Source organism: Flavobacterium ardleyense, from assembly GCF_033547075.1.
In the GTDB taxonomy this organism is placed as follows: Bacteria; Bacteroidota; Bacteroidia; order Flavobacteriales; family Flavobacteriaceae; genus Flavobacterium; species Flavobacterium ardleyense_A.
This window is the reverse complement of the sequence record NZ_CP137891.1, coordinates 2,943,668-2,968,544: the sequence shown is the minus strand read 5'-3', so window position 1 is coordinate 2,968,544 and position 24,877 is coordinate 2,943,668. Positions and strand designations below refer to the sequence as shown.

Below are 24,877 nucleotides of genomic sequence, written 5' to 3'. Positions count from 1 at the left end.
ATCGTCAAATGTAGACAAAGCAGGAATACAAAAAATTATACAATTAAAAGAATAGTTGACAGCAATGCGATGTCTTCTTTTAATTAAAAATTATAAAGCACTACTTTCACTGTTGATAATCTTCCTTTTTTGCTCTATCGTATCCTTGTTTATACATCTAGGAAAGCCCAGAAATGCTGAACAAATTATTCTACAATTTCGTAGTCGATACTTAGTTTTCGTAAATCTCTTAATGCTGAGCTTGAATTTTTATCATCTATCTCAAAATCTACGGGGTCACCTTCCAGCAGAATATCGGTCAGCTCATTCGCTAAGGAAGCACTAACATTAATCGAAATTTCTGCAATGCATTTGGCAATCGCTCTTTTGTCTGGTCTTGGCGCATCGCAAGACAATAAATTTATTTTCATATTTCAAAGATTAAGGGTGTAAGATAGGGGAGTTTGGGTGATTTTTGTTAGGATAGTTGCGTTTTTTGCAGCAACCCGATCTGTAAGGCATTTTTTTAAAATTCCAAATCCTACTTCGTAAATTCTACTTCGTAAATCCTGCTTCGTAAATCCTACTTCGTAAATCCTACTTCGTAAATCCTACTTCGTAAATCCTACTTCGTAAATCCTACTTCGTAAATCCTACTTCGTAAATCCCACTTCGTAAATCCTACTTCGTAAATCCTACTTCGTAAATCCTACTTCGTAAATCCTACTTCGTAAATCCTACTTCGTAAATCCTACTTCGTAAATCCTACTTCGTAAATCCTACTTCGTAAATCCTACTTCGTAAATCCTACTTCGTAAATCCTACTTCGTAAATCCCACTTCGTAAATCCTACTTCGTAAATCCTACTTCGTAAATCCTACTTCGTAAATCCTACTTCGTAAATCCTACTTCGTAGCCGTAATAATAACGGAAATCCCGCAGGCAGCAAGACTATTTTTTCCTGACAGAAAAGAGCGACCTTAGTCCCGATAGCAATCGGGATCCTTCTATGGCATTGGGAAAAAAGTGTTGCCACGAGGAATTGCAGAGAATAGCGCGAACAGCTCCAAAAAAAAACTCCCACCATCAAAAATAGCAGGAATTTTATATATTTAGAAAATTAAATATTACAAAGTATTTGGAAGTTTTTTAGCTCGAATAATAAAAAATAGTCCGGCGATTATAAACGGTATACTTAGCCATTGTCCGGTTGAGAAAAGGCCTAAAGCACTTTCAAAACCACCTTGACTTTCTTTGATAAATTCCACTATAAATCGCACCGACCATAGTGAAACTAGAAAAACTCCAAACAACAGTCCAGGTCTATTTCGCGCGTCGGTTTTCCAATACATAAAGTATAGTACGGCAAAAATTGCAATATAGCCCACCGCTTCATAGAGTTGTGCAGGATGTTTTGCTGGAATTTGATTGAGCAATTCTGCAAATTGTGGACTAGTTGCAATCGCATCGTAAGCCATTTTTGTATCAGGAATTTGCGTTAACTGCTGTGCATCTTGAGCTGAAAAAGCGTCGTGCAAGAATTTAATTCCAAAAGGAGAAGTGGTTGCTTCACCAATAATTTCGGAGTTAAAAAAGTTACCCAATCGGACAAAAATCGCACCGCTCGCCACTGGAATTACTATACGATCCAAAATCCATAACAAGGGACGTTTTAAAACATTTTTACTGTAAAAATACATGACCAAAATAATTGAAATCGCTGCTCCGTGACTCGCCAGTCCTTGAAATCCTGTAAATTCCCAACCTTGAAAAAATAAAATACTTTCGTTGGCATTTTCACGAATCGGTAAAAGAATTTCAACTAAATGATTGCGATAATATTCCCAGTCGTAAAAAAACACATGACCCAAACGAGCTCCAAGCAAAGTTGCAAGAACGGTCCAGATAAATAAGGTGTCAAGATTTTCTACGGGTTCATTTTCGCGCTCAAATATACGCTTCATAATGTACCAGCCGAGACCAAAAGCCACCACAAACATCAAACTATAAAACCGAATCATCAAAATTCCGAGGTCTATTCCCTCCGACGGATTCCAAACCATATAAAGTGCGTTGGTCATAAACTTTTATTTATTTTCTTATTTATTTTAATGTTTGCATTTTTTCTCTGGAACAGGATCGTAGCCATTTCCACCCCAAGGATTGCAACTTAGTATTCTTTTTAATCCTAAAAAAAGTCCGTAAAATAGACCGTGAGTTTGCAAAGCCTCAATCATGTAGGTGGAGCAGGTGGGCTCATATCTACAAGCGGCGGGCAAGATCGGGCTAAGTACGACTTTATAAATTTGTACCAAAAAAATAAAAGGCGCTATTAGAATCTTTTTCAACATTGCCTTTTTCTCTTTATTTAGTCGTAAAAATTGTTTTTTCTTTTGTGTCTTTCAATTGGATTCCAGCTTCAAGCAATTGGTCACGAATTTTATCAGAAAGGGCAAAATCTTTATTTGCTCTAGCAGAATTACGCATCGTAATCAAAATTTCTACAACATCTTCCAATCTCTTTTCGTCCTCGGCAGTAGTATCGTTTTCAGCTTTCAATCCCAAAACATCAAACAAAAACGAATGCATTGTATTTTTTAAATCTGCAATTCCTTCACTAGAAAGTGTTTCCTTGCCAGTCGCAACTGCGTGAATATGTTTTGCACCTTCAAACAATTGTGCGATCAAAATTGGACTATTAAAGTCGTCATTCATCGCATCATAACAAGACTGCTTCCAAGCCGCCACATCTACGGTCGACGTTGAAGAAATTGGGAGAGTATCCAAAAGATTTACTGCTTCCATCAATCTGATGTATCCTTTTTCTGCGCCAACAATTGCCGAATCAGAAAAATCTAATATACTTCGGTAGTGGGCTTGTAGCATAAAAAATCGAGCTACCGATGGTGTAAAAGACTTGCTTAAAATAGCGTTCTCACCGGTATAAATTTCACTTGGCAAAATGAAATTTCCGGTAGATTTCGCCATCTTTTTGCCGTTTAGCGTAAGCATATTCGCATGCATCCAAACGTTGACTGGATCACACCCTTTTGCCGCCTCATTTTGGGCAATCTCACATTCGTGATGTGGGAATTTTAAATCCATTCCACCACCGTGAATATCAAAGTGGTTTCCCAAATATTTGGTGCTCATCGCTGTACATTCCAAGTGCCATCCAGGGAAACCGTTGCTCCACGGAGAATTCCAACGCATAATATGTTTGGGCTCCGCTTTTTTCCAAAGTGCAAAATCCTGTGGATTTCTTTTATCAGATTGCCCGTCCAGATCACGTGTATTATTCAACATATCTTCAATATTACGTCCGCTAAGCTTTCCGTAATGATGATTTTCATTGTATTTTACCACATCAAAATAGACAGATCCATTGGCTTCATAGGCAAAACCTTTGTCTAGAATTTCTTGGATAATTTCTATTTGCTCTACAATATGTCCTGTTGCCGTTGGCTCAATACTTGGCGGTAAAAAATTAAAAGCATTTAGCACATTATGAAAATCCACAGTATAGCGCTGCACAATTTCCATAGGCTCTAATTCTTCGAGGCGCGCTTTTTTTGCTATTCGGTCCTCACCAGAATCCGCATCATTTTCGAGATGACCAGCATCGGTGATATTTCGCACATACCGCACTTTGTATCCCAGATGCAAAAAATATCTAAAAACCACATCAAATGACATGAATGTACGCACGTTTCCTAAGTGAACATTGCTGTAAACGGTCGGTCCGCAGACATACATACCCACATTTCCCTCGTGAATAGGAGCAAAGACTGCTTTTTCGCCACTGAGCGAATTGTAAATTTTTACCTCTTGAGTTTTGTATAAGGGAGTCATCTTTAATTTTTATTTGGAGCTTTTTCCTGCTTTCCGCTGTATCTTTTTCTTTTTTCTAAGAAAAAAAGAAAAAGGATGCCGCTGCAATCAGGGCTAGGGCATTGGTTTTCATCAGAAAACTAAGTTCTAAATTTAGAATTTAGTTTCCATTTTTATATAATCAAGTAATTCTCTTCGTACGGCTTCTTCCTTAAAGCGTCCGCCAAATTCTGAAGTAACGGTACTGCTTTCAATATCTTTAATACCACGTGAATTTACACATAAATGTTTTGCATCAATAATACAGGCAACGTCCAAGGTATTTAATGCTTTTTGCAACTCCTGAACAATCTGCATTGTTAGTCGCTCTTGTACTTGAGGCCGTTTCGCATAATATTCAACGATGCGGTTCATTTTAGATAAACCAATAACTGAACCATTCGAGATATAAGCAACATGTGCACGTCCTATAATAGGAAGCAAGTGATGCTCGCAAGTAGAATAAACTGTGATGTTTTTTTCAACCAGCATTTCTCCATACTTATATGGATTTTCAAAAACAGATGGATTTGGTTTTCTATCGGGATTTAAACCTCCAAATATTTCCTTTACAAACATCTTGGCTACTCTATTAGGAGTGCCTTGCATACTATCATCCGTAAGATCCATTCCTAAAGTTTGAAGGATGTTGTAAACGTCCTTTTTGATTGATTCAATTTTTTGATCATCTGTAAGGACAAATGCGTCACTACGTAACGGGTTTTCTGCACTACTAGCAATATGATTATCGCCGATTTCTTGATCTACATCCAAAGGATTTATCATCTATACTATTATTTGTATTCTGTTGAACTTTTTCGAAATGCAAAGATAATTAATAAAATTCTAAAAAGACCGTCGCTGTTAAATTTTTAGATTTTGAAAGTTTGGTTGGTTTTATTTGTTAATTTTATGTAAATTTCCCGTCTCAAACTTTATTATATATGAAACAAGCCTACTTATTATTGTTACTTTTCATCTTCACAGGTGTATTTGGCAACAATATCGATGAGTCTGCACTATCTACAACACCTATTACTAATATGGTATTGTTGCCCGCGGCAACAATAAGTGGAACGGCGACAGTGTGTAAAGACACTCCTTCTCAAGTAATTACTTTCACTGGAAGTGGTGAAAGTGCACCGTATACATTTGTTTATACGATTAATGGCGGACTACCTCAAACAGTCTCATCAACAATATCTAATAGCGTTACTGTTCCTGTACCCACAGATGTGGTAGGAGTATTCACTTATTCGCTAGTTAGCGTTTCATGTGCAACTCCAGGATGTTTTCAATTACAAAATGGTACTGCTACTGTCACAGTGGTAGATTTGCCAACTGCTACAATTTCGACAGGCGTAACAATCTGCCCAAATAACTCTGCTAGCTTTACAATAACCGGGACTCCGGGAGCTCTTGTAATAATTAAGTCAAGTTCAAATTTATTTAGTACAGTTACTTTAGACGCTGCGGGAACCGCGGTATTTACAACTCCATTAATACAAGAAACAACTACATATACCTTGCTTTCAGCTACACTTAATGGTTGTAATAATCCGATTACTGCTCAGAATGCTTCTGCAACTATAAACTCAAATGGATGCGCCACAGTATTGGCTGGTAATATAGATTTATTTAATAATATCGAACCTATCTGCGAAATTGGAGATGTTAGAGAACTTACAGCTTCTTATCAAGATCTTGGTACTACAACAACTTACGAGGTTTCGTCAATTCCTTATTGTCCACAAGCAGCATTTTTTGGCCCTGGTTTTACTCCTGTATCTGTAGGAACAGATGATGTGTGGTCGGGAGATATTCCGCTGCCTTTTGACTTTTGTTTCTTTGGGAATAAATTTACTACAGCAAACGTTGGTTCAAATGGACTAGTGTCCTTTAATAGTTACCCGGCAAACTCTGGATCGGGATATCAATTTCCAATGACAATTCCTAATACAGCATTTCCTTGGAAAAACGCTATTTATGGAATTTTGCAAGATACAAATCCATCGCAGTCACCTCCAGAAGTTTCAGTAAATTATCAATTAATGGGTAACTATCCTTGTCGAAAATTGGTAATTAACTTTTATCACTTAGGGCATTTTCAATGTGGTACTAATTTCGGACTGCAGACCTATCAAATCGTTATATATGAAATTTCTAACATAATCGAAGTTTATGTGCAAAATAGAACTCCATGTAATAGTTTCGAGAGTGGTCGTGGACTTATAGGAATTCAAAATGCAACAGGTACTCTAGCGTATACTCCACCAAATAGAAATACTGGAAACTGGTCAGCTTCAAATGAAGCATGGAGATTTACACCAAATGGTCCATCGGCAGTTACTTTTAACTGGACTGATGATGCAGGAAATGATTTGGGAAATAATACTACTATAAATGTTGCTCCAACTGTAACTACCAATTATACAGCGACAGCGGTATATAACGTATGTGGAGATTTAATTACTTTATCAAAAAATGTTCTCGTGGAAGTATTTCCAAATGAGACCGCGCAAGCAGTTGATTTAGTCCAATGTACTAACGAATTTGATCTTACAGAGAACACTGCAACAATTTTAGCGGGATTAGATCCGAATGATTATGAAATTGCTTTTCATACTAGTTTAGTTGATGCCGAAAACGTTGCCAATCCTATTGCCGATCCGACGCTATTTGTTAGTGATGGACAAGAAATATGGATGAGTGTTCAAAATATTAATGCTGGAGGTTGTATTTATATTCGAAATTTCCTAGTGTCATCTACGATTATAGAAAATCCTTCGCCTCAACAAGATTTATGTCCTGATGCAGATCCAGCGCCTTTTTCAGTAGAGACATCTTTTACTGCTGCAGATGGAATTTCGTATGTTTATTTTACTTCCCAACAAACTGCAGCTACCGTTTATAGTGGTGGAATCCCACTTGGCTTTGCAACTGCCAATGCCGCTGGATTTGCGATCTATGATGCGCCAGTTCTAGGTACGCCAGGATCACTTCCAAATACTCCGGGAACATATTATGTATATGCAATTGCAAATCCGACTCCTATCGATCCCCTTTGTAGACCATTTCAAGAAATTATAGTTATTGTGGGTGCTGGAGGTGGAGCCTCAATTTCTTCAAGTAGTACTAATATATGCGTTGGGGAATCTGCGACAATTACATTTAATGCTGCAGCGGGAACTGTAATTGTTTATAATGTAAATGGAGGTACAAATCAAACTATAACAGTTTCGCCAGTTAATAATACGCTAGTGCTTTCAAACTTGCAAACTACGACAGTGGTTGAATTAGTAAGTGCTAGTGGAAATACAGGATGTACAGGAAGTGTTTCGCAAATTATTACTATTAATGTGGCACCGCTTCCTACTGCTACAATTGCAGGTACAATAAATGTTTGTCAAAATGACACAAATCCTACGGTTACTTTTACCGGAGCTGGTGGCGCACTTCCTTATACTTTTACCTATACAGTAAATGGCGGAGCACCTCAGACAGTTACGAGTGCTGCTGGAAGCAGTGTTGCAACAATATCTGCACCAACCGCAACTGTTGGAAACACAACTTATACTTTAGTTAGTGTGCAAAATTTAGGTACTCCTAGCTGTACTCAAAATCAAACAGGTACTGCGATTATTACCGTAAGAGCTTTGCCTACTGCAACAATTTCTGGAACTACTGCGGTTTGTCAAAATACGACAGAGCCAATGGTAACTTTTACTGGAGCTGCAGGAACAGCACCTTATACTTTTACCTATACTATTGATGGTGGTGCACCACAAACAATTACGACTACTACAGGAAATTCTGTATCTATACCAATTTCAACTGCTACTGTAGGAACTGTGAATGTAGATTTGGTCAATGTGAGTGATGCAACTGCTGCGGCGTGCAGTCAAGCGCAAACAGGTACTGCCGCTATTACAGTCGGTAGTCCTCCTACCATCACAGATCCAACGCCACTTGAAGTTTGCGATGACAATTACGATGGTCTTGCCGCTTTTAACTTAACGACAAAAAATGATGAGATAGCAGGAGCTGGTTCAGGACTAACTGTTCAATATTTTGAAACAGATACATCTACAACGCCGATTGCCAATGTTACCAACTATGGCATCATCAACGCAAATACCTATACTTTAACGGTACGAGTTTTTGATCCATTGTCGCCAGAATGTTTTAGTACAACTACATTGGTATTAGTTGTAAATCCAAAACCAGCTATTGCGCCAATTACAGCCTACCAATTATGTGAGACAAGTATTCCTGAAGATGGGATAGAAGCATTTGATTTAAATACAAAAACCGCTGAAATCATCAACGGTCAAGCAAATATTGAAGTTACTTACTACACATCTCAGGCATTAGCGCAAGGTGGAGTTGCCGGTACCGAAATAAGTACAGCGGCTCCTTACAACAGTGCGTCTGCGCAAATCTGGGTGCGACTAGAAAATACCGTAAGCGGATGTTTTGCCGTAACTTCTTTCAATCTAGTAGTCAATGCACGTCCTATTGCCAATGAGCCAGCAGCAATGAATGGTTGTAGCAATGGAATAGTGAACACTGCTTCCTTTAATTTAAATCTAAACAATCCGCAAGTGAATGGTGCAACAGGTATCGTTATAACGTATCACTTAACTCTTGCCGATGCCATCGCTGATGTTGATGCGCTGCCAACTCCTTATGTGAGCGGACCAGCAATTGTATTCATTAGAGTAGAAAATACTGCAACAGGATGTTTTAATACCACTCAAGTACAGCTTAATGTAACCCAAGGGCCAACGGCAAATACGCCAACACCTCTTGAAGTGTGTGATCCAAATAGCGATGGTTGGAGCACATTTAATTTAGCCGATGCAAATGAAGAAATTAGTGGAGGTCCAGTGCCTGCAGGTGTTACTATCACCTACCATGAAACTCTAACTGATGCAGAATTTGGCGAAAATGCGTTGCCTTCAATTTATGATAACAACGTTCCGTACCTTCAAACAATTTGGGTCAATGTCTCTTTTGCACTTACAGGTTGTTCGAATATTGTAGAGCTTCAATTGATTGTGAATAATACCCCGGTTGCCACCGAAATTCCAGCTTTGGAAGTTTGTGACGACAACGCCGATGGTAGTGCTGCTTTTGATCTGACTACTGCAATCGCCGGAATTTTAAATACTATAGACCCTACAACTCACACCGTTTCTTTCTATCCTACACAAGCAAATGCGACTGCAGGAACGGCCGAAATTGTGAATGTAACTTCATATAATTCTACTACTCAAACTATTTGGGTACGAGTAGAGAATAATGATACTGGATGTTTTGACGTTATTTCGTTGGATTTGGTTGTCAATGCACTGCCACTTGTAGCAGCTCCAATTCCTGCTTACACCCTTTGTGATGTAAACAATCCTGGAGATCAAACAGAAGAATTTGATTTGCAATCAACTATTCCGATGATCCTAAACGGTCAAGACGGAATGGAAGTAACTTTTTACTTTGACCAAGCAAATGCCGAGGCACAAACCAATGCGCTTCCGTTTTTATACACCAACATAAGCAACGCTCAAACTATTTGGGTTACTGTAAAGAATCTTGCTACTGGATGTTTTGTAACAAGCCGCATGGATCTTCGTGTAGTGCCACTACCAGTTTTATACCCACCAACAGGACCTGTTGTAGAGTGTGATCAAGATGGAAATGGTTTTGCGATATTTGATCTAGATGCGCTTGTTGCCGATTTATTACAAGGAGAACCAAACACCGATGTGACGTTCCACCTTACCGAGCAAGATGCAATAACAGGAACTACTGCTCAGACAAGTCCGTTTGAAAATACCACTGCCTTTATAGATTTTATTTGGGTACGTGCAGAAAACACGCTAACCGGATGTTTCAGCATTCTAGCAATCGAACTAAATGTAACAGCAGCGCCAAAAATTCCAGCACTTGATCCAATTGTAAAATGTGATGAGGATAGCAACAATCAAAATGGTTTTACCACTTTTGACTTGACTGTTCAAACCCCAATTATCGTAGATGCACAAACAGGAGCAGGACCTTATACAGTAACTTATTATACATCTGAGGCTGCAGCCAATGCTGGAGTAGCTCCGATTATCCAAGATACATTCTATACCAACACTTCAAATCCACAAACGATTTGGGTTCGTATAGATGATGATAATAGTGATTGTTTCGCAGTTAAGAGTTTTGAAATTAGTGTCAACTTACCAATCTTGCTTACACGTCCAACGCCATTGTCACTTTGTGACGACGGCCCAACGACCACTTTGCCACAGACGGTTTTTGACCTAACGATAAAAAATGAAGAAATCGTAGGAACAGCTGTAGGATACAGCATTGTATACTTCCCAAGTTGGGCAGATGCACAAGCTGGTACAAATGCTATTACAGATCCAACCGCATACACCAATATTGCCAATGCACAAACACTTGGCGTGATGGTAACCTCTGCAGACGGATGTGTGAGCTATACTACTATGGATATTCGCGTATTGCCATTGCCAACTCCACGTACAGATTTAGCTGGATTGGATATCGAAGGTTGTGAAGATACATTAGGTAGCGAAGAAGGAGTCTTTGATTTGACCGCCAACGAAGAGTATATCGCAGATGAAGATCCAAACCTGATATTCGAATATTATTTATCCGAGCAAGATGCAATTGATGGCGTAAATGCTATTGCCGATCCAACAAATTATGTAGGTCCAGCAACAACAATCTGGATCAAAGTAATGAACGCATCGGTTAATTATTTGGGAGACAACTGTTATGTAATTATTCAGCAGAATATTGTTGTGAATGGACTTCCAGTGTTAAACGATCCTACCGAATACAAATACTGTGATATCGGAGCAACCGGAACGGCAGAGTTTACATTAAACGCTCACAACGACGAAGTACTTGAAGAAGGTCAAGACCTTGCAGATTTCACATTTGCATACTACTTAAACCAAGCAGATGCCGAAGCAGGAATCAATGAGTTGCCAAACCTTTATACTAATATTACCAATCCTCAGGATATAGTGGTAGCCGTTACTCATGGAGCTACGAGTTGTAAATCTTATGCAGTAGTAACATTAGTAGTTGCCGAAGGTGCCGTATCAACTACACCAACAGCTTATGCAACTTGTGATACAGATGCAGATGGAATTTTGATTATCGATTTAGAAACATTGTTTAGCACCGAAATATTAGGAGCTCAAGTAGCGCCAGAATTCACAGTTTCGTACTACCCAACTCTAGAAGATGCTCAAGACGGAACCAATGCAATTGATCCAGCAACAGCTTATTCAGCAAGTACAGGAATCTTATTTGCAGCAGTAAATAATACAACTACAGGATGTAGATCACTTCCGGTAGAGGTAGCTATTACAATCGAAGCGCTTCCAAATCCAGTAATTACTTCAGACAATCCAGCATTATGTGTTGACTTTGTAACCGGAGTATTAAACAGCGGGATGACTTTGGATAGCAACCTTGATCCAGCCCTTTATACATTTGAATGGTCACTTGATGGCGTTGTCATTGCAGGAGCAGTAGACGCTACTTATAGCATCACAACTGTTACACCAGGAGTTTACTCGTTAGTAGCAACAAGTGTAAGTGCATTAGGATGTCCATCAGCGGCAGCAAGTTTTACAGTAATTAAATCAGGTCCAGCTGTTGCAGTTGGAGAAGGCTTTACAGTAAGCAATGCGTTCACTGACAATCAGACCTTGACCGTTACGGTAGAAGGATTTGGAGACTATGTATATTCATTAGACAATGGTCCATTCTTAGACAATGACGGCATCTTCCTAAACATCACGCCGGGACTACACACAGTAGTAGTTCGTGATCTAAATTCATGTGAAGATGACTTAGTGTTGGAAGTATTTGCCATTAACTATCCACACTTCTTTACACCAAATGGAGATGGATTTAACGACACTTGGAATATTCCAACCTTAGCTAGTGATCTAAGCGCAAAAATTTATATATTTGATCGCTACGGAAAACTAATCAAACAAATCAGTCCAAGTGGCGAAGGATGGAACGGAACTTTCAACGGAAAAGAACTTCCATCATCAGATTACTGGTTTACAGTATTCTACTTAGAAAACGGAACAAACAAAGAATTTAAAGCCCATTTCTCATTAAAACGATAAGGATTTCAAATTTATAAAAACTAAAGCAGGCTGTAAAAAGCCTGCTTTTTTTTTGTCTAATTGTGAGGGTTGGGATTGGAGAATGGAGAATTGGGGAATGAGATTGGGGACTGGAGACTGGAGATAGGAGAGTGGAAAGGCGATTCGAGATTAGGAAATGGCGAATGAAGTTTAGTAAGTGGATATTTAATTCTAGGGAATGGAAGTGATAGGGCGTGATTAGTTTGGACTGAGAAAATTGCAAGAGTAGCGAAAAATTACAAGATCGTGAGAAAAAATTATTTTCACATTTTACCGCAGCTTGTTTTATTAAAGTACTTATAGTAAAAAGACCTAGTTGCTTTTGGAATTATTTCGACAGATTATCGTGAGGTTAATTTGGAGATAGTAAAGATTTCTAGCAACCGCAATGGTGAATCTCACCGAAGTTTTGCGAGAGGGATAGTAGTGGACCCGAGCTTTTGCGAACTGGCGAAGCAAATCCTTTGTTGTGGCTTTGCGGAGCAAAAGCTACGACAAAGATTGGGAACGGAAAGCCCGACCTGAGCCAGATTACAATTTCTTATGAAAACTGATAGGATAGAAGTTCATTAATGACGAAAACGTTGTGGCGAAGGGCTCGCCCAAAAAAAATGCGAAACAAAAAAAAGGTTGCCAAATGACAACCTTTAAATTTTATAAGTGAAATGCTGAAAATTAAAGCGCGTTATAGGCTGTAATCGCTGCTTTCAATATCTCGACTGATCGAATTAAATCCTCTTGTTTTAAGACATAAGCGATGCGAACTTCTTTCATTCCCAAACCTTTTGTAGAGTAGAAACCAGCGGCAGGTGCCACCATCACTGTCTCTCCGTTAAGGTCAAAATCTTCAAGTAGCCACTGCGCAAATTTCTCTGCATCTGCGATAGGCAATTCGGCAATGCAATAAAAAGCACCTTTAGGGCTACTAACTTTTACACCATCGATATCTTTTAGAGCTTTAATTAAAATATCTCTTCTCTCGCGATACTCCGAGATCACCTCGTCAAAATAAGTTTGCGGAGTCTCCAAAGCCGCCTCACTAGCAATCTGTGCAAAAGTTGGAGGACTCAATCTAGCCTGCGCAAACTTCATTGCAGTAGCCATCAGTTCCTTGTTTTTTGAAACAATACAGCCAATTCGCGCACCACACATACTGTAACGCTTGGAAACTGAATCGATCATTATTGCATTTTCTTCCAGACCAGGAATGCTCATTACTGAATAATGAATGTCACCATCGTAGGTAAATTCTCTGTAAACTTCGTCGGCAATTAGGAATAAGTCGTGCTTTTTTACTATTTCTGCCAACTGCATAATTTCTTCTTTCGAATATAGATATCCAGTAGGATTTCCAGGGTTGCAAATTAATATTGCTTTGGTTTTTGAAGTAATTAGTTTTTCAAATTCCGCAATTGGAGGAAGTGCAAATCCGTCATCAATAGTTGAAACAACTGGCACGACGTTTACCCCTGAAGCAGTTGAAAATCCATTGTAATTAGCGTAGAAAGGCTCTGGAATTATAATTTCGTCATCAACGTCCATTGTGCTTCCCATTGCAAACATAAGTGCTTCTGATCCACCTGTAGTTATAATAATTTCGGATGCGTTTACATTGATATTTTGATTTTGGTAATAAGCAGCCAATTTGTTTCGGTAGCTTTCAAAACCTGCAGAATGGCTGTACTCAAGTACTTCCATTTCTACATTTTTTATAGCGTTCATCGCTACCTCTGGAGTTTTTATATCGGGTTGACCGATGTTTAAGTGATATACTTTATGTCCTTTTTTCTTGGCAATATCGGCAAAGGGAACTAATTTTCTAATTGGTGATTCGGGCATTTGAGAACCCTTGTGAGAAACTTTAGGCATAGTATTAAATTTTGATATGCAAATTTGCACTATTTTTTAGACTTTTTCGATAGTTTAACGTATCAAATTTGGGTTTGTAGCCATCTATTTTAGTACTTTTAAGTAATTAATTCTTATGAGAATTTTTCTTTCGACCATACTATTTTTTGCTTTTCTGTTCTCGCAAGCGCAGGAGGGTTTTATAATGGACAAAAACAAGAATTCAGTAAAAATTCCTTTTCAACTGCTTAGTAATCTAATTTTTGTAAATGTCAATGTAAACGGTGTTGATCTAACTTTTTTATTAGATACCGGGGTTGCCGAAACTGTGTTATTTAGTCTTGACGAAAATCAGAATGTAATTTTTGAAAATGTAGAAAAATTACAGTTGCAGGGTATGGGTAGTCAAGCTGCTATTGAAGCGCTAATTGCTAAAAGTAATAATTTAACAACACCCCATTATTTTGATGATAACCATAGTATTTTGATTGTGCTGAATCAAGAAGTGAATTTTTCGCCAAATGTAGGAATTCCTGTAAATGGCATTTTAGGCTATGCGTTTTTTAAAAATTACCTTGTTGAGATCGATTATCTACGAAAACGGATTGTGATTAAAAGACCATCGGAAAGGATGAATCAAAAGCTCAAGAGATTTGAAAAGTTTGCCGTAGAAATCATTAAAGACAAACCTTATATTGATGTTGTTGTGAAAAGCGGAAAAGTAGAGACGTTGGCGAAAGTTCTTGTAGACAACGGAAACAGCGATGCATTATGGTTGTTTGCCAATAGATCAAATTCAATTGAACTGCCACAGAAAAGTATTCCTGATTTTTTAGGTAGAGGATTCAGCGGTGATATTTTTGGTGCAAAAGCAAGAATTGAATTTTTAAAAATGGGTAAGTTTGAATTTGAGAATATTATTACTTCATTTCCAGATTCTATTTCTACTCAAAATATTAGTAATACAATCGATAGATTGGGATCGATAGGAGCAGAAGTAATGAGAAGATTTGATCAGGTTTTTGATTATAAAAATAAAATGCTCTATTTGAAGCCGAATAAAAACTTTGAACAAGAATTTCTTTATGACAAAAGTGGAATAAAATTGCAACACGACGGCATGGAATGGGTAAAAGAACGCGTAGAAATAAGCGGAAATTATAAGGGAGAAACTTTCGACGGCACGGGAACTAAAATCAATAATGGTTTTGTTTATAAATTTGACCTAAAACCTATTTTCAAAATATTTAATGTGAGAACAGGAAGTTCAGCGGCAGAGGCGGGAGTTAAAGTAAATGATCAACTTATTAGTCTGAATGGCAAAGTTGCACACAAGATGTCTCTAGATCAAATTACAAAACTTCTTCGCGGGGCTGAGGACAAACTCATTAAGCTCGAAATATTACGGGATGGTAAAGTTATTCCTATTTCTTTTCGACTACATGCGATGTTATAAAAAAAAAATGCCTCTCGATTTGAAAGGCATTTTTTTTATTTTATTTACTCATCATAGTTTTTTTCTTTTCCAAAACATTCGTTTCAGATTTAACTACTACTTCTCCTTTAATTTTTAAAGGTACTCTTCCGCCCTCATAATTTACTGCATTGGATTCAACCGTAATTGTCTTTCTTATTGGACCTGGAGCCATATTGTATTTTACATCAATCTTACCTGTTTTTCCAGGCATAATTGGCGCTTCTGGTTTAGAAGGAACTGTACATCCGCAGGTTGACTGAACATTTGTAATTATAAGCGGTGCATCTCCGGTATTTTTAAATTCGAATGATCTCAAACCGCTGTCAGAATCTTTAGATACTTTTCCGTAATCGATTGTGTTGTCACTGTCTTTAAACTCAATTTTTGCTCCTGATTGTGCAAAAGTTACAGAACTAAATGCAATTGCTGCGATAAGTAAAAAATTTTTCATTGTAATTATTTTAATGGTTGTGTATTAATTTCAAATTTAATTGTCATTGGCAATAAATACAAATATATCATTCTTAATTTTGTATACTGTACTATTTCATTATTTTTGTACTTGCAATAAGTAGACCATAAATTTTTGGCAATCTTACTAAACAAGCTCACATGAATATTCCTGCACATTTTGATGCGAAAAATATCGAAGACAAATGGTACTCTTACTGGATGGAAAATAACTATTTTCATTCTGAACCAGATCACAGAACGCCTTATACAATTGTAATTCCTCCTCCAAACGTTACTGGCGTCCTTCACATGGGACACATGCTTAATAACACTATACAGGATGTTCTGATAAGACGGGCGAGACTAAAAGGATTTAATGCTTGCTGGGTTCCAGGAACGGATCACGCTTCAATTGCCACAGAGGCAAAAGTTGTTGCGAAATTAAAAGAACAAGGTATTGATAAAAATGACCTTTCTCGCGAGGAGTTTTTGAAGCATGCTTGGGAGTGGACAGACAAATACGGAGGAGTAATTCTAGAGCAGCTTAAAAAGTTGGGTGCTTCATGTGATTGGGAAAGAACCAAGTTTACGATGGATCCTGACATGTCTGCCGCAGTTATTGAGTCTTTCGTAGATTTATATAACAAAGGCTTAATTTATCGCGGGTTCCGTATGGTAAATTGGGATCCTGAAGCGCGCACTACAGTTTCTGACGAGGAAGTGATATTTGAAGAACAGCAAGGAAATTTATATTATATTAATTATCAGATTGAAGGTACTTCTGAATCACTTACTGTTGCCACCACAAGACCAGAAACGATCTTTGGAGATACTGCAATTTGTATTAATCCTGCTGATGAAAGATTTACACACCTTAGGGGTAAAAGAGCAATAGTTCCGATTGCTGGAAGAAGTATTCCGATCATTGAAGATGAATATGTTGATTTAGAATTTGGAACAGGTTGCCTAAAAGTAACTCCTGCTCACGATATGAACGACAAAGTTTTGGGCGAAAAACATAATCTTGAAATTATAGATATCCTTAATGAGGATGCCACTCTCAATAGTTATGCATTGCATTATAATGGAAAAGATAGATTTGTTGTTCGAAAAGAAATTGCAAAAGAACTTGAAGAACTTGGCGTATTAGCAAAGACTGAATCACATATAAATAAAGTAGGTACTTCCGAAAGAACTAAATCTGTAATTGAACCCCGCCTCTCAGAACAATGGTTTCTAAAAATGGAGGAATTGGTAAAGCCAGCGATTAAAGCGGTTCTAGAAGATGATGAGATAAAACTTCATCCTGCTAAATTTGAAAATACCTACCGTCATTGGTTGACTAATATTCGCGATTGGAACATATCACGTCAATTATGGTGGGGACAGCAAATTCCTGCCTATTATTATGGAGATGGAAAGGAGCAGTTTGTAGTTGCGAGAAGTAGTGAAGAAGCATTAGAAATGGTTCAGAAATTAGATGGTTTTGATGATTTCAAAGCTGAAAATTTACGTCAAGACAAGGATGCTTTAGATACTTGGTTTTCTTCTTGGCTGTGGCCAATGTCAGTATTTGACGGAATCGTAAATCCCGATAATGAAGAATTTAAATACTATTATCCAACGAATGATCTTGTAACAGGTCCGGATATTTTGTTTTTCTGGGTGGCTAGAATGATCATCGCAGGGTACGAATATACAGGTGAAAAACCTTTTACCAACGTTTATCTAACGGGACTTGTTCGCGATAAGCAACGTAGAAAAATGTCGAAATCATTAGGTAACTCACCAGATCCATTAGATCTAATCGAAAAGTTTGGTGCTGATGGAGTTCGCGTTGGTCTTCTACTAAGTGCGTCGGCTGGAAATGATATTATGTTTGACGAAGAACTTTGCAATCAAGGAAAAGCTTTTTCGAATAAAATTTGGAATGCTTTCAGACTTATAAAAGGCTGGGAGGTAAGTGATGAAATTACACAACCTGAATCATCAAGAGTTGGTATCGAATGGTATCAAGCGAAAATGAATCAGACTTTGGTAGAAATTGAAGATCATTTCGAAAAATACCGAATTTCCGATGCTTTAATGTCAATTTACAAATTAGTATGGGATGATTTCTGCTCATGGTTTTTGGAAATTATAAAACCTGCATATCAACAACCTATTGATCGCAAAACTTTTGATGCTGCGATTGCGCTGATGGAGGATAATTTGAAATTGTTACATCCATTTATGCCGTTTTTAACGGAAGAAATTTGGCACTTGATACAGGATAGAACTTCAGAAGAGGCACTAATTATTTCGACTTGGCCGGACGCTAATGAATTTAATTCAAAGATAATTTCGGATTTTGAAAATACTATGGAAGTGATTTCTGCCATTAGAACAATCAGAAAAGAAAAAAACATCGCTTTTAAAGACTCAATCGTGTTGAAAGTGATGAACAATACTAATTCTGACGCTGACTTTGATAGCGTCATTATCAAACTTGGAAATATTTCTGAGTATAATTATATTTCTGAAAAGGAAGAAGGCGCATTAACTTTTAGGGTTCAAGCTAACGAATACTTTATTCCAATTTCGGGAGCGATTAATGTCGAGGAAGAAATTGCAAAGTTAAGCGAAGAACTTAAGTACACTCAAGGGTTTTTAATTTCGGTACAGAAGAAGTTGAGTAACGAACGTTTTGTAGCTGGTGCGCCTCAAAATGTTTTGGACATTGAGCGTAAAAAAGAAGCAGATGCACTATCTAAAATTGCAACTATTGAGCAATCACTGGCAAATTTGCGATAAGCTCAGCGAGTCGTAGATCAAAAAAAAAACCTGTACGTGAATTAGTACAGGTTTTTTTTATTTTTAAATTCCCAACGCAGTATTATATCGTTCTGAAATTTTTGCCCAATTTATGGAATCAAAATAGGTGTCAATATATTTCTTACGTTTGGTATGAAAATTAAGATAATAAGCATGTTCCCAAACATCTATAGGCAGAAGGGGGGTTCCCCTGATTATAGATTGCGGCATCATTGGATTATCCTGATTTGCAGTGGTTGCGATTTGCAAGACGCCAGCTTTGTCAATAACGAGCCATGCCCAACCGGATCCGACAATTTTTTGAGCAGCTGCGGTAAATAAAGATCTAAAGTTTTCAAAACTTCCAAAGTCTCGTACAATAGCTTCAGAAAGAGCGGCAGATGGTTGGCCTCCATTTTTAGGAGTTATAGATTCAAAATACAAACTATGGTTGTAATAACCGCCGGCATTTTCGCGTAAAGCGATATTGTTCATATCAATGCTGGAAATGATTTCTTCAATTCTGAATTTTTCAATAGGAGTCCCTTTTAATTCTTTATTAAGATGATTTGCGTAGGACAAGTAATGTCGAGAATAATGCAATTCCATAGTGGTGGCATCAAACTCCGGCTCAAAAGCATCATAGCTATATGGCAATTGCACCAATTGAAAAGATCCTATATCTGCCTTGACATCATCAGGATTTCCCAACTTCTTTTTCTCAGGACCGGAAGGTAACGGCACTTGAACTTCAATTAATTTTTTTTCATCACAAGAACTTAGCAGTAGCAGCAGACTTGAAAAAAAAATGAGATTCTTGGCTATTTTCATAGAATTACTTTTGGCTTTTAAGCAAATTTATTGTTTCGATATACAACTCTTTAGCTTCGCGAACAGATATATGACTTATTTGCATCCACGCATTGGTTTTAAATGCATTGCGTAGATCAAAGTTTGTCGACATTGATGGAATTGAAGTTGCAAATGATGCTTGTTTATAATAGGCATAAAGACGCAATTGAACATCTTGAGGTAAAGAAGCTTGTGACAAGGTCATAGCATATTCAACTGCCTTTGCAAATTCTATTTCTAACTCTTGATCTGTCATTACATTTTTGTCGCAATAATAGTTTTCCCACCAATTGCTTTTTGATTCAAAACAACATTAATTTCAGTTCCAAGAGGTAAATACAAATCTACTCTTGATCCAAATTTGATAAATCCTGCATCAGTACCTTGAATGACTTGCATATCTTCCTTTGCATAATTAATAATTCTTTTTGCAAGAGCGCCAGCAATTTGTCTATAAAGTACATCGCCAAATTTACCGTTATTTACAACTACTGTTGTCCGTTCATTCTCTGTGCTAGATTTAGGATGCCATGCTACAAGAAATTTTCCAGGGTGATATTTACTAAAAACTACTTTGCCGCTCATTGGATAACGAGTAACATGGACGTTAATTGGAGACATAAATACTGATACTTGCAGTCGTTTATCTTTAAAATATTCTGCTTCATAAACTTCCTCAATCACTACAACTTTCCCGTCAACTGGAGAAATTATGTGAGCTTCGTCAAGAGCAACGCTCCTTTTCGGATTTCTAAAAAATTGCAAAATGATAATCAGAAAAATTAACGAAATAACTTGAATTGATTTTAACAACCAATAATTTTCGACAAATTTATCTGTAAGTAATAATACTGCAACCAATAAAGTTGTAGAAATTAAAATAATCCGAGATCCTTCTTTATGAAACATGATACTAATTTTATTTAACACAGGGAAAAACCGCAGCTACTAATCGAGTCGGTTATGATGAAAATTTGCGACTAATTATTTTTTTCTAATTAAATAACTATCACCCATTTTCTTAATATCTATAATGTCGTTTCCTTTCTTTTTATACTTATTTGCATAATATGTTTGTAAAGGTGTTTTCATGGTTTCTTTAAACGATTCGATATTAACTAAAAACCCTTCGCCACTCTTAAGTTTTTCTATAGTTGAGCCATAAATAATTTCCTTAGCCGCCGTTGGTTTAGTTAATAAAGCATCAATTTCCTTCTTTGATAAAATTTTAATTTCTGACATAATATTTTAATTTAAATTAATAAAAGATTTAAGAATGTAAATATAAAAAAATATAAGCATTTAAAACCATATATGATTGCTGAAAATGTTTCTTGCTCCGTTAGAATCTTGATTTTCTGCTATTTTCGATGTTTTAACCAACAAATTCATTAGTATCTTTCATCAGGGCGAGACCTTTCGCCACAATGTTTTTGTTAACAATCAAATCCTGTTATACTAGTTTTCATAATTAGTCTTTGTCTGGCTCAGGTCGGGCTATACACTATATCTTTGCTGCAAATAAGTTTTGAACTAGTTTGATCAATTCAGTTCTGCTTTTTCAGGTCACTTTTTGATGTGCAGCAAAGGATGCCGTTCCTATCCCTCTCGCGAAGATCAATCAAAATACAAGCATTAGATTATAGAATTGTAACTAGTAAAAATACTAGATTGTTTAATCAAGCAGTTTAGTGTTTATAGGTATTACTTGGTAGTCAAAGCCTAGAGATTTTAATATTATCACGAAATTTTTAGTCGTTAAGCAGAGAGTAATTTTTCACAAAAAATAAAATTCAAAATTTGAAAAATAAATCAACTAAATTTTTGCAACACATAATGCTAGTATGAAAGTATTAGGACGAATAACAATCAAATCTTGCAGCATTTATTTTACCTAGCGAAGTACTTCGCATATAATAGTTTCGATTGAATTTTTGATAGAAATATCAAGAAGTTATTAAAACCTTGCAAGTAAATTTAAAATCTGAAAAAACAAGAATACAAATGGTGCTGCAAAAATAATACTATCCAATCGATCTAATATTCCTCCATGACCAGGCATAATTTTTCCACTATCCTTTACCTTGGCAATTCGCTTAAAGCGAGACTCAATCAGATCTCCGATTGTTCCAAAAATAGCTATAATCAAGGCTATAATCACCCAAATAAGATAAGGCTGATGAAGATAATATTGCGATAATAGCAGTCCTCCAAGCATGGCAAAACCTAAGCCGCCAATAAATCCTTCGATTGTTTTCTTTGGTGATATCGATTCGAATAATTTATTTTTTCCTATCGTTTTGCCCACTATATAAGCAAACGTATCGTTAATCCATATTAATATAAATATAGATATTATTATTTTTGGATTGTAAAAATCTGCTTCAAAAGGAATTTGTGCAATAATTATAAAAGGTAAAATAATATAATTACCAACAGATCGCAATTTTTGATCACCTACTAATTCTGCCATGTCATTCTTAAAGAGCAAAATCATAGTATTGACACTAAAATATAAAGTTGGGATCAAAATAAGTATTGAGGTGACACTGTTTTTACTAATTAAAGAAAACAACGAATAAAGTAAAGCACCTACAAACATTGGCACCCAGATACTTGTCTTAATCAATCTGCAATATTCATAAATGCTGATTAACATTAGTATTCCAAATAAAACCTGAAATGTAGCAGAGGAATACAATGTTGCCCCAATTAACAGAAAGATGTAAATTAGACCAGAAGCCGTTCTTATGAGTGTTTCGCGCATACTAGAGATCTTCTAAAAGCAATAAATAAAGGTTTTTTGGGGTACTGCCGTACTGTAAAAAATCTTCTTCTTTTGCTTTGTCAAAGTACTTTATTGTCGTAATATTTGTGGGATAGTTTTTTTCGTATTTCCTTTTTATCAGACGCAATCCATCACTTGTACTTTCAATAATTTGACTTGTTGTTGCCAAAATAATAATATTGGAAGGCAATTGATTTGGCTTATTTTGCTTAAGCTGATTTGAAGAAAGGAAAATCGATCCTTCATCGGCAATCAGATTCTCACAAGAGGCAAATAAAAATATAGGATTTTTAACGTTTGCATGTTCTAACTTGTTTTCGTCTAAGAGAATATGAAGTTTTGGCTCGAAACACATCACTTCTGATTCAAACCAATCATTTTCTTCTAAAATATTTTCAAACTGCTCTTTTACTTCATCCAAATTTTCACAGTAAATAAATTTACCGCCATTCTTTTTAAAATTAAGCATAAATCGTTCATCAACTGGAACTTTTGGAAGATCATGCTGACTGTTGTAAATATTTTCCGTTTCTTTTTCTTCCTTAGAATCAGCTGCTCCGAAAAGTTTCTTGAAAAGACTCATAATAGGCATTTTCGTTTATTTATGATTTGAAAACGTTCAAAGATAAAAAAATCTTAATTCAAAATGGTTTATTTTGAATTAAGATTTTGTCTATGAAAATTATAATTTTTTATGAAATTTGCTCTTGTAGATTCTCGTCGAAAGTACGTTTCCCGAAGATTGTTTCTAAATCATCTTTAAAAATAACTTCTTTTTCAATCAAAATATCAGCGAGTTGGAAAAGTTTATCTTTATTTTCTTCAAGTATAGTAATAGCTCTTTGGTACTGACTTTCTATAAGTAGCGAAATTTCCTCGTCAATAATTCTTGCTGTATCTTCTGAGTAAGGTTTAGAAAAACCATATTCATTCTGACCTGAAGAATCGTAATACGTCACGTTTCCTAATTTTTCATTTAGTCCGTAAACTGTAATCATCGCTCTTGCTTGCTTTGTCACTTTTTCAAGATCACTTAAAGCTCCAGTAGAAATTCTATTAAAAGTAACTTTTTCAGCAGCGCGACCACCCATTGTAGCGCACATTTCGTCTAACATTTGGTCAGTACGTACAATAAGTCTCTCTTCTGGAAGGTACCAAGCAGCACCTAAACTTTGTCCGCGAGGAACAATTGTTACTTTGATAAGTGGTGCAGCATGCTCTAACATCCAACTTACAGTTGCATGTCCAGCTTCGTGAATGGCAATTGCACGTTTTTCATGTGGTGTTACAATTTTGTTTTTCTTTTCAAGACCACCAACAATTCTGTCTACTGCATCTAAGAAATCTTGTTTGTCCACCGCTTTTTTGTCGTAGCGAGCAGCAATAAGTGCAGCTTCGTTACATACATTTGCAATATCAGCACCTGAAAAACCAGGCGTTTGTTTTGCTAAGAAATCAGTGTCCAATGCTTCTTCAATCTTAAGAGGTTTCAAGTGAACCTCAAATATTTCTTTGCGTTCTCTAATATCTGGAAGATCAACAAAAATTTGTCTGTCAAAACGTCCGGCGCGCATAAGTGCCTTGTCCAAAACGTCGGCTCTATTTGTAGCAGCAAGAACAATAACATTTGAATTTGTGCCAAAACCATCCATCTCAGTAAGAAGTTGGTTTAATGTATTTTCACGTTCATCATTTGAACCTGACATATTATTTTTTCCTCTTGCACGACCTACAGCATCTATTTCATCAATAAAGATAATAGCTGGCGATTTTTCTTTTGCTTGTTTAAATAAGTCACGAACTCTTGAGGCTCCAACACCTACAAACATTTCTACGAAGTCTGAACCAGAAAGTGAAAAGAAAGGTACTTGCGCTTCTCCTGCTACAGCTTTGGCTAACAAAGTTTTTCCTGTCCCTGGAGGACCAACAAGTAACGCTCCTTTTGGAATCTTCCCTCCAAGATTTGTATATTTTTCAGGATTTTTAAGAAATTCAACAATTTCTTGAATCTCCTCTTTTGCGCCTTCAAGGCCTGCTACATCTTTAAATGTAGTTTTGATATCGGTTTTTTCATCGAATAATTTTGCTTTAGATTTCCCGATATTAAAGAGTTGTCCGCCAGGGCCACCGGCGCCGCCGCCAGACATTCTGCGCATAATGAAAATCCAGATTGCAATAATTACAATTATCGGAAGAAAACCAATCAGTAAATCAGTCCAATTGCTTTGTTGCATAAAGCTAAAGTCCTTAAGTTTTCCTTCGGCAACCGCAACTTCCAGTTTCTTCTGAAAGATTTCGTCATTACCAATGTCAAATACATAGTGTGGACCCGGATTAGGTCTGTTTAGCAAATCTTTAGCAACCGCCGCATGCTGCTTTTCTTTTAAAGCTTCTGGCGTAAGGAATACTTCGGCCTGAGTTTTATTTAAAATATTTACCTTGGATACATCTCCTGATTCAAGAAAAACATTAAATTTTGATGATGATGTTTTTTGTGCATCTTGAAACGAAGATCCACCAGTTGCAAAACTGATGGCAAGGAAAATAAATACAATTACACCATAGACGAGCCATGGACTAATTTTTAATTTATTCGGATTTGGATTATTGTCTTTCGCCATTAAC

At 36.7% G+C, this 24,877-nt stretch carries 17 protein-coding genes; 3 read left to right on the top strand and 14 right to left on the bottom strand.

Annotated features, from left to right (window positions below):
• Window positions 1-185: 185 nt before the first annotated feature.
• The 5 genes from SBO79_RS12925 to folE all read right to left on the bottom strand — a co-directional run bounded on the left by SBO79_RS12925 (window position 186) and on the right by folE (window position 4,635).
• Window positions 186-410, bottom strand: coding sequence for a hypothetical protein (locus tag SBO79_RS12925; RefSeq protein WP_318640811.1), 225 nt, complete (start codon window positions 408-410; stop codon window positions 186-188).
• A gap of 696 nt (window positions 411-1,106) precedes the next feature.
• Window positions 1,107-2,060, bottom strand: coding sequence for a prolipoprotein diacylglyceryl transferase (lgt, locus tag SBO79_RS12920; RefSeq protein WP_318640810.1), 954 nt, complete (start codon window positions 2,058-2,060; stop codon window positions 1,107-1,109).
• Between the two features lie 27 nt (window positions 2,061-2,087).
• Window positions 2,088-2,330, bottom strand: a complete 243-nt coding sequence (gene yidD, locus SBO79_RS12915; RefSeq protein WP_318640809.1) for a membrane protein insertion efficiency factor YidD — start codon at window positions 2,328-2,330, stop codon at window positions 2,088-2,090.
• Between the two features lie 13 nt (window positions 2,331-2,343).
• On the bottom strand, window positions 2,344-3,831 hold the full coding sequence (gene cysS / locus SBO79_RS12910) for a cysteine--tRNA ligase (protein ID WP_318640808.1): 1,488 nt from the start codon (window positions 3,829-3,831) through the stop codon (window positions 2,344-2,346).
• 132 nt (window positions 3,832-3,963) lie between these two features.
• Window positions 3,964-4,635, bottom strand: a complete 672-nt coding sequence (gene folE, locus SBO79_RS12905) for a GTP cyclohydrolase I FolE (RefSeq protein ID WP_318640807.1) — start codon at window positions 4,633-4,635, stop codon at window positions 3,964-3,966.
• 158 nt (window positions 4,636-4,793) lie between these two features.
• Between folE and SBO79_RS12900 the strand changes: the two genes are divergently transcribed.
• Window positions 4,794-12,020: an FIDD domain-containing protein gene (locus tag SBO79_RS12900; protein WP_318640806.1), complete on the top strand. Its 7,227-nt coding sequence runs from the start codon at window positions 4,794-4,796 to the stop codon at window positions 12,018-12,020.
• Window positions 12,021-12,716: 696 nt separating this feature from the next.
• Here SBO79_RS12900 and SBO79_RS12895 read toward each other — a convergent pair.
• Window positions 12,717-13,910: a pyridoxal phosphate-dependent aminotransferase gene (locus SBO79_RS12895; RefSeq protein WP_318640805.1), complete on the bottom strand. Its 1,194-nt coding sequence runs from the start codon at window positions 13,908-13,910 to the stop codon at window positions 12,717-12,719.
• A 115-nt stretch (window positions 13,911-14,025) separates the two neighbouring features.
• Here SBO79_RS12895 and SBO79_RS12890 point away from each other — a divergent pair, with 115 nt between their 5' ends.
• Window positions 14,026-15,345 (top strand): PDZ domain-containing protein, encoded by a 1,320-nt coding sequence (locus SBO79_RS12890; protein WP_318640804.1) that lies wholly within the window; start codon window positions 14,026-14,028, stop codon window positions 15,343-15,345.
• 40 nt (window positions 15,346-15,385) lie between these two features.
• On the opposite strand, the gene SBO79_RS12885 is transcribed toward SBO79_RS12890, so the two are convergent.
• Entirely contained in the window at window positions 15,386-15,817 is a 432-nt protein-coding gene (locus tag SBO79_RS12885) for a DUF1573 domain-containing protein (protein ID WP_318640803.1), read from the bottom strand.
• A gap of 161 nt (window positions 15,818-15,978) precedes the next feature.
• On the opposite strand from SBO79_RS12885, the gene SBO79_RS12880 reads away from it, so the two are divergent.
• Window positions 15,979-18,612, top strand: coding sequence for a valine--tRNA ligase (locus SBO79_RS12880; RefSeq protein WP_318640802.1), 2,634 nt, complete (start codon window positions 15,979-15,981; stop codon window positions 18,610-18,612).
• 63 nt (window positions 18,613-18,675) lie between these two features.
• Here SBO79_RS12880 and SBO79_RS12875 read toward each other — a convergent pair whose 3' ends face one another.
• The 7 genes from SBO79_RS12875 to ftsH all read right to left on the bottom strand — a co-directional run bounded on the left by SBO79_RS12875 (window position 18,676) and on the right by ftsH (window position 24,873).
• Complete coding sequence (locus SBO79_RS12875; protein WP_318640801.1) at window positions 18,676-19,443, bottom strand: superoxide dismutase; 768 nt, start codon at window positions 19,441-19,443, stop codon at window positions 18,676-18,678.
• Between the two features lie 4 nt (window positions 19,444-19,447).
• Window positions 19,448-19,720 carry an acyl-CoA-binding protein gene (locus SBO79_RS12870; RefSeq protein ID WP_318640800.1) on the bottom strand — a complete coding sequence of 91 codons (273 nt, stop codon included), beginning with the start codon at window positions 19,718-19,720 and terminating at the stop codon, window positions 19,448-19,450.
• A complete protein-coding gene (locus SBO79_RS12865) occupies window positions 19,720-20,373 on the bottom strand; it encodes a phosphatidylserine decarboxylase family protein (RefSeq protein WP_318640799.1) in 654 nt (217 codons plus the stop codon). Before SBO79_RS12865 ends, SBO79_RS12870 begins: the two co-directional genes overlap by 1 nt.
• A 75-nt stretch (window positions 20,374-20,448) precedes the next feature.
• Window positions 20,449-20,706, bottom strand: coding sequence for a hypothetical protein (locus SBO79_RS12860; RefSeq protein WP_318640798.1), 258 nt, complete (start codon window positions 20,704-20,706; stop codon window positions 20,449-20,451).
• 715 nt (window positions 20,707-21,421) lie between these two features.
• Window positions 21,422-22,231, bottom strand: a complete 810-nt coding sequence (locus tag SBO79_RS12855; RefSeq protein ID WP_318640797.1) for a phosphatidate cytidylyltransferase — start codon at window positions 22,229-22,231, stop codon at window positions 21,422-21,424.
• A gap of 1 nt (window position 22,232) precedes the next feature.
• A complete protein-coding gene (locus tag SBO79_RS12850; protein WP_318640796.1) occupies window positions 22,233-22,835 on the bottom strand; it encodes an LUD domain-containing protein in 603 nt (200 codons plus the stop codon).
• Window positions 22,836-22,944: 109 nt separating this feature from the next.
• The gene (gene ftsH / locus SBO79_RS12845; RefSeq protein WP_318640795.1) at window positions 22,945-24,873 is read right to left on the bottom strand and encodes an ATP-dependent zinc metalloprotease FtsH; all 1,929 of its coding nucleotides are present in this window, start codon (window positions 24,871-24,873) and stop codon (window positions 22,945-22,947) included.
• Window positions 24,874-24,877: the final 4 nt, after the last annotated feature.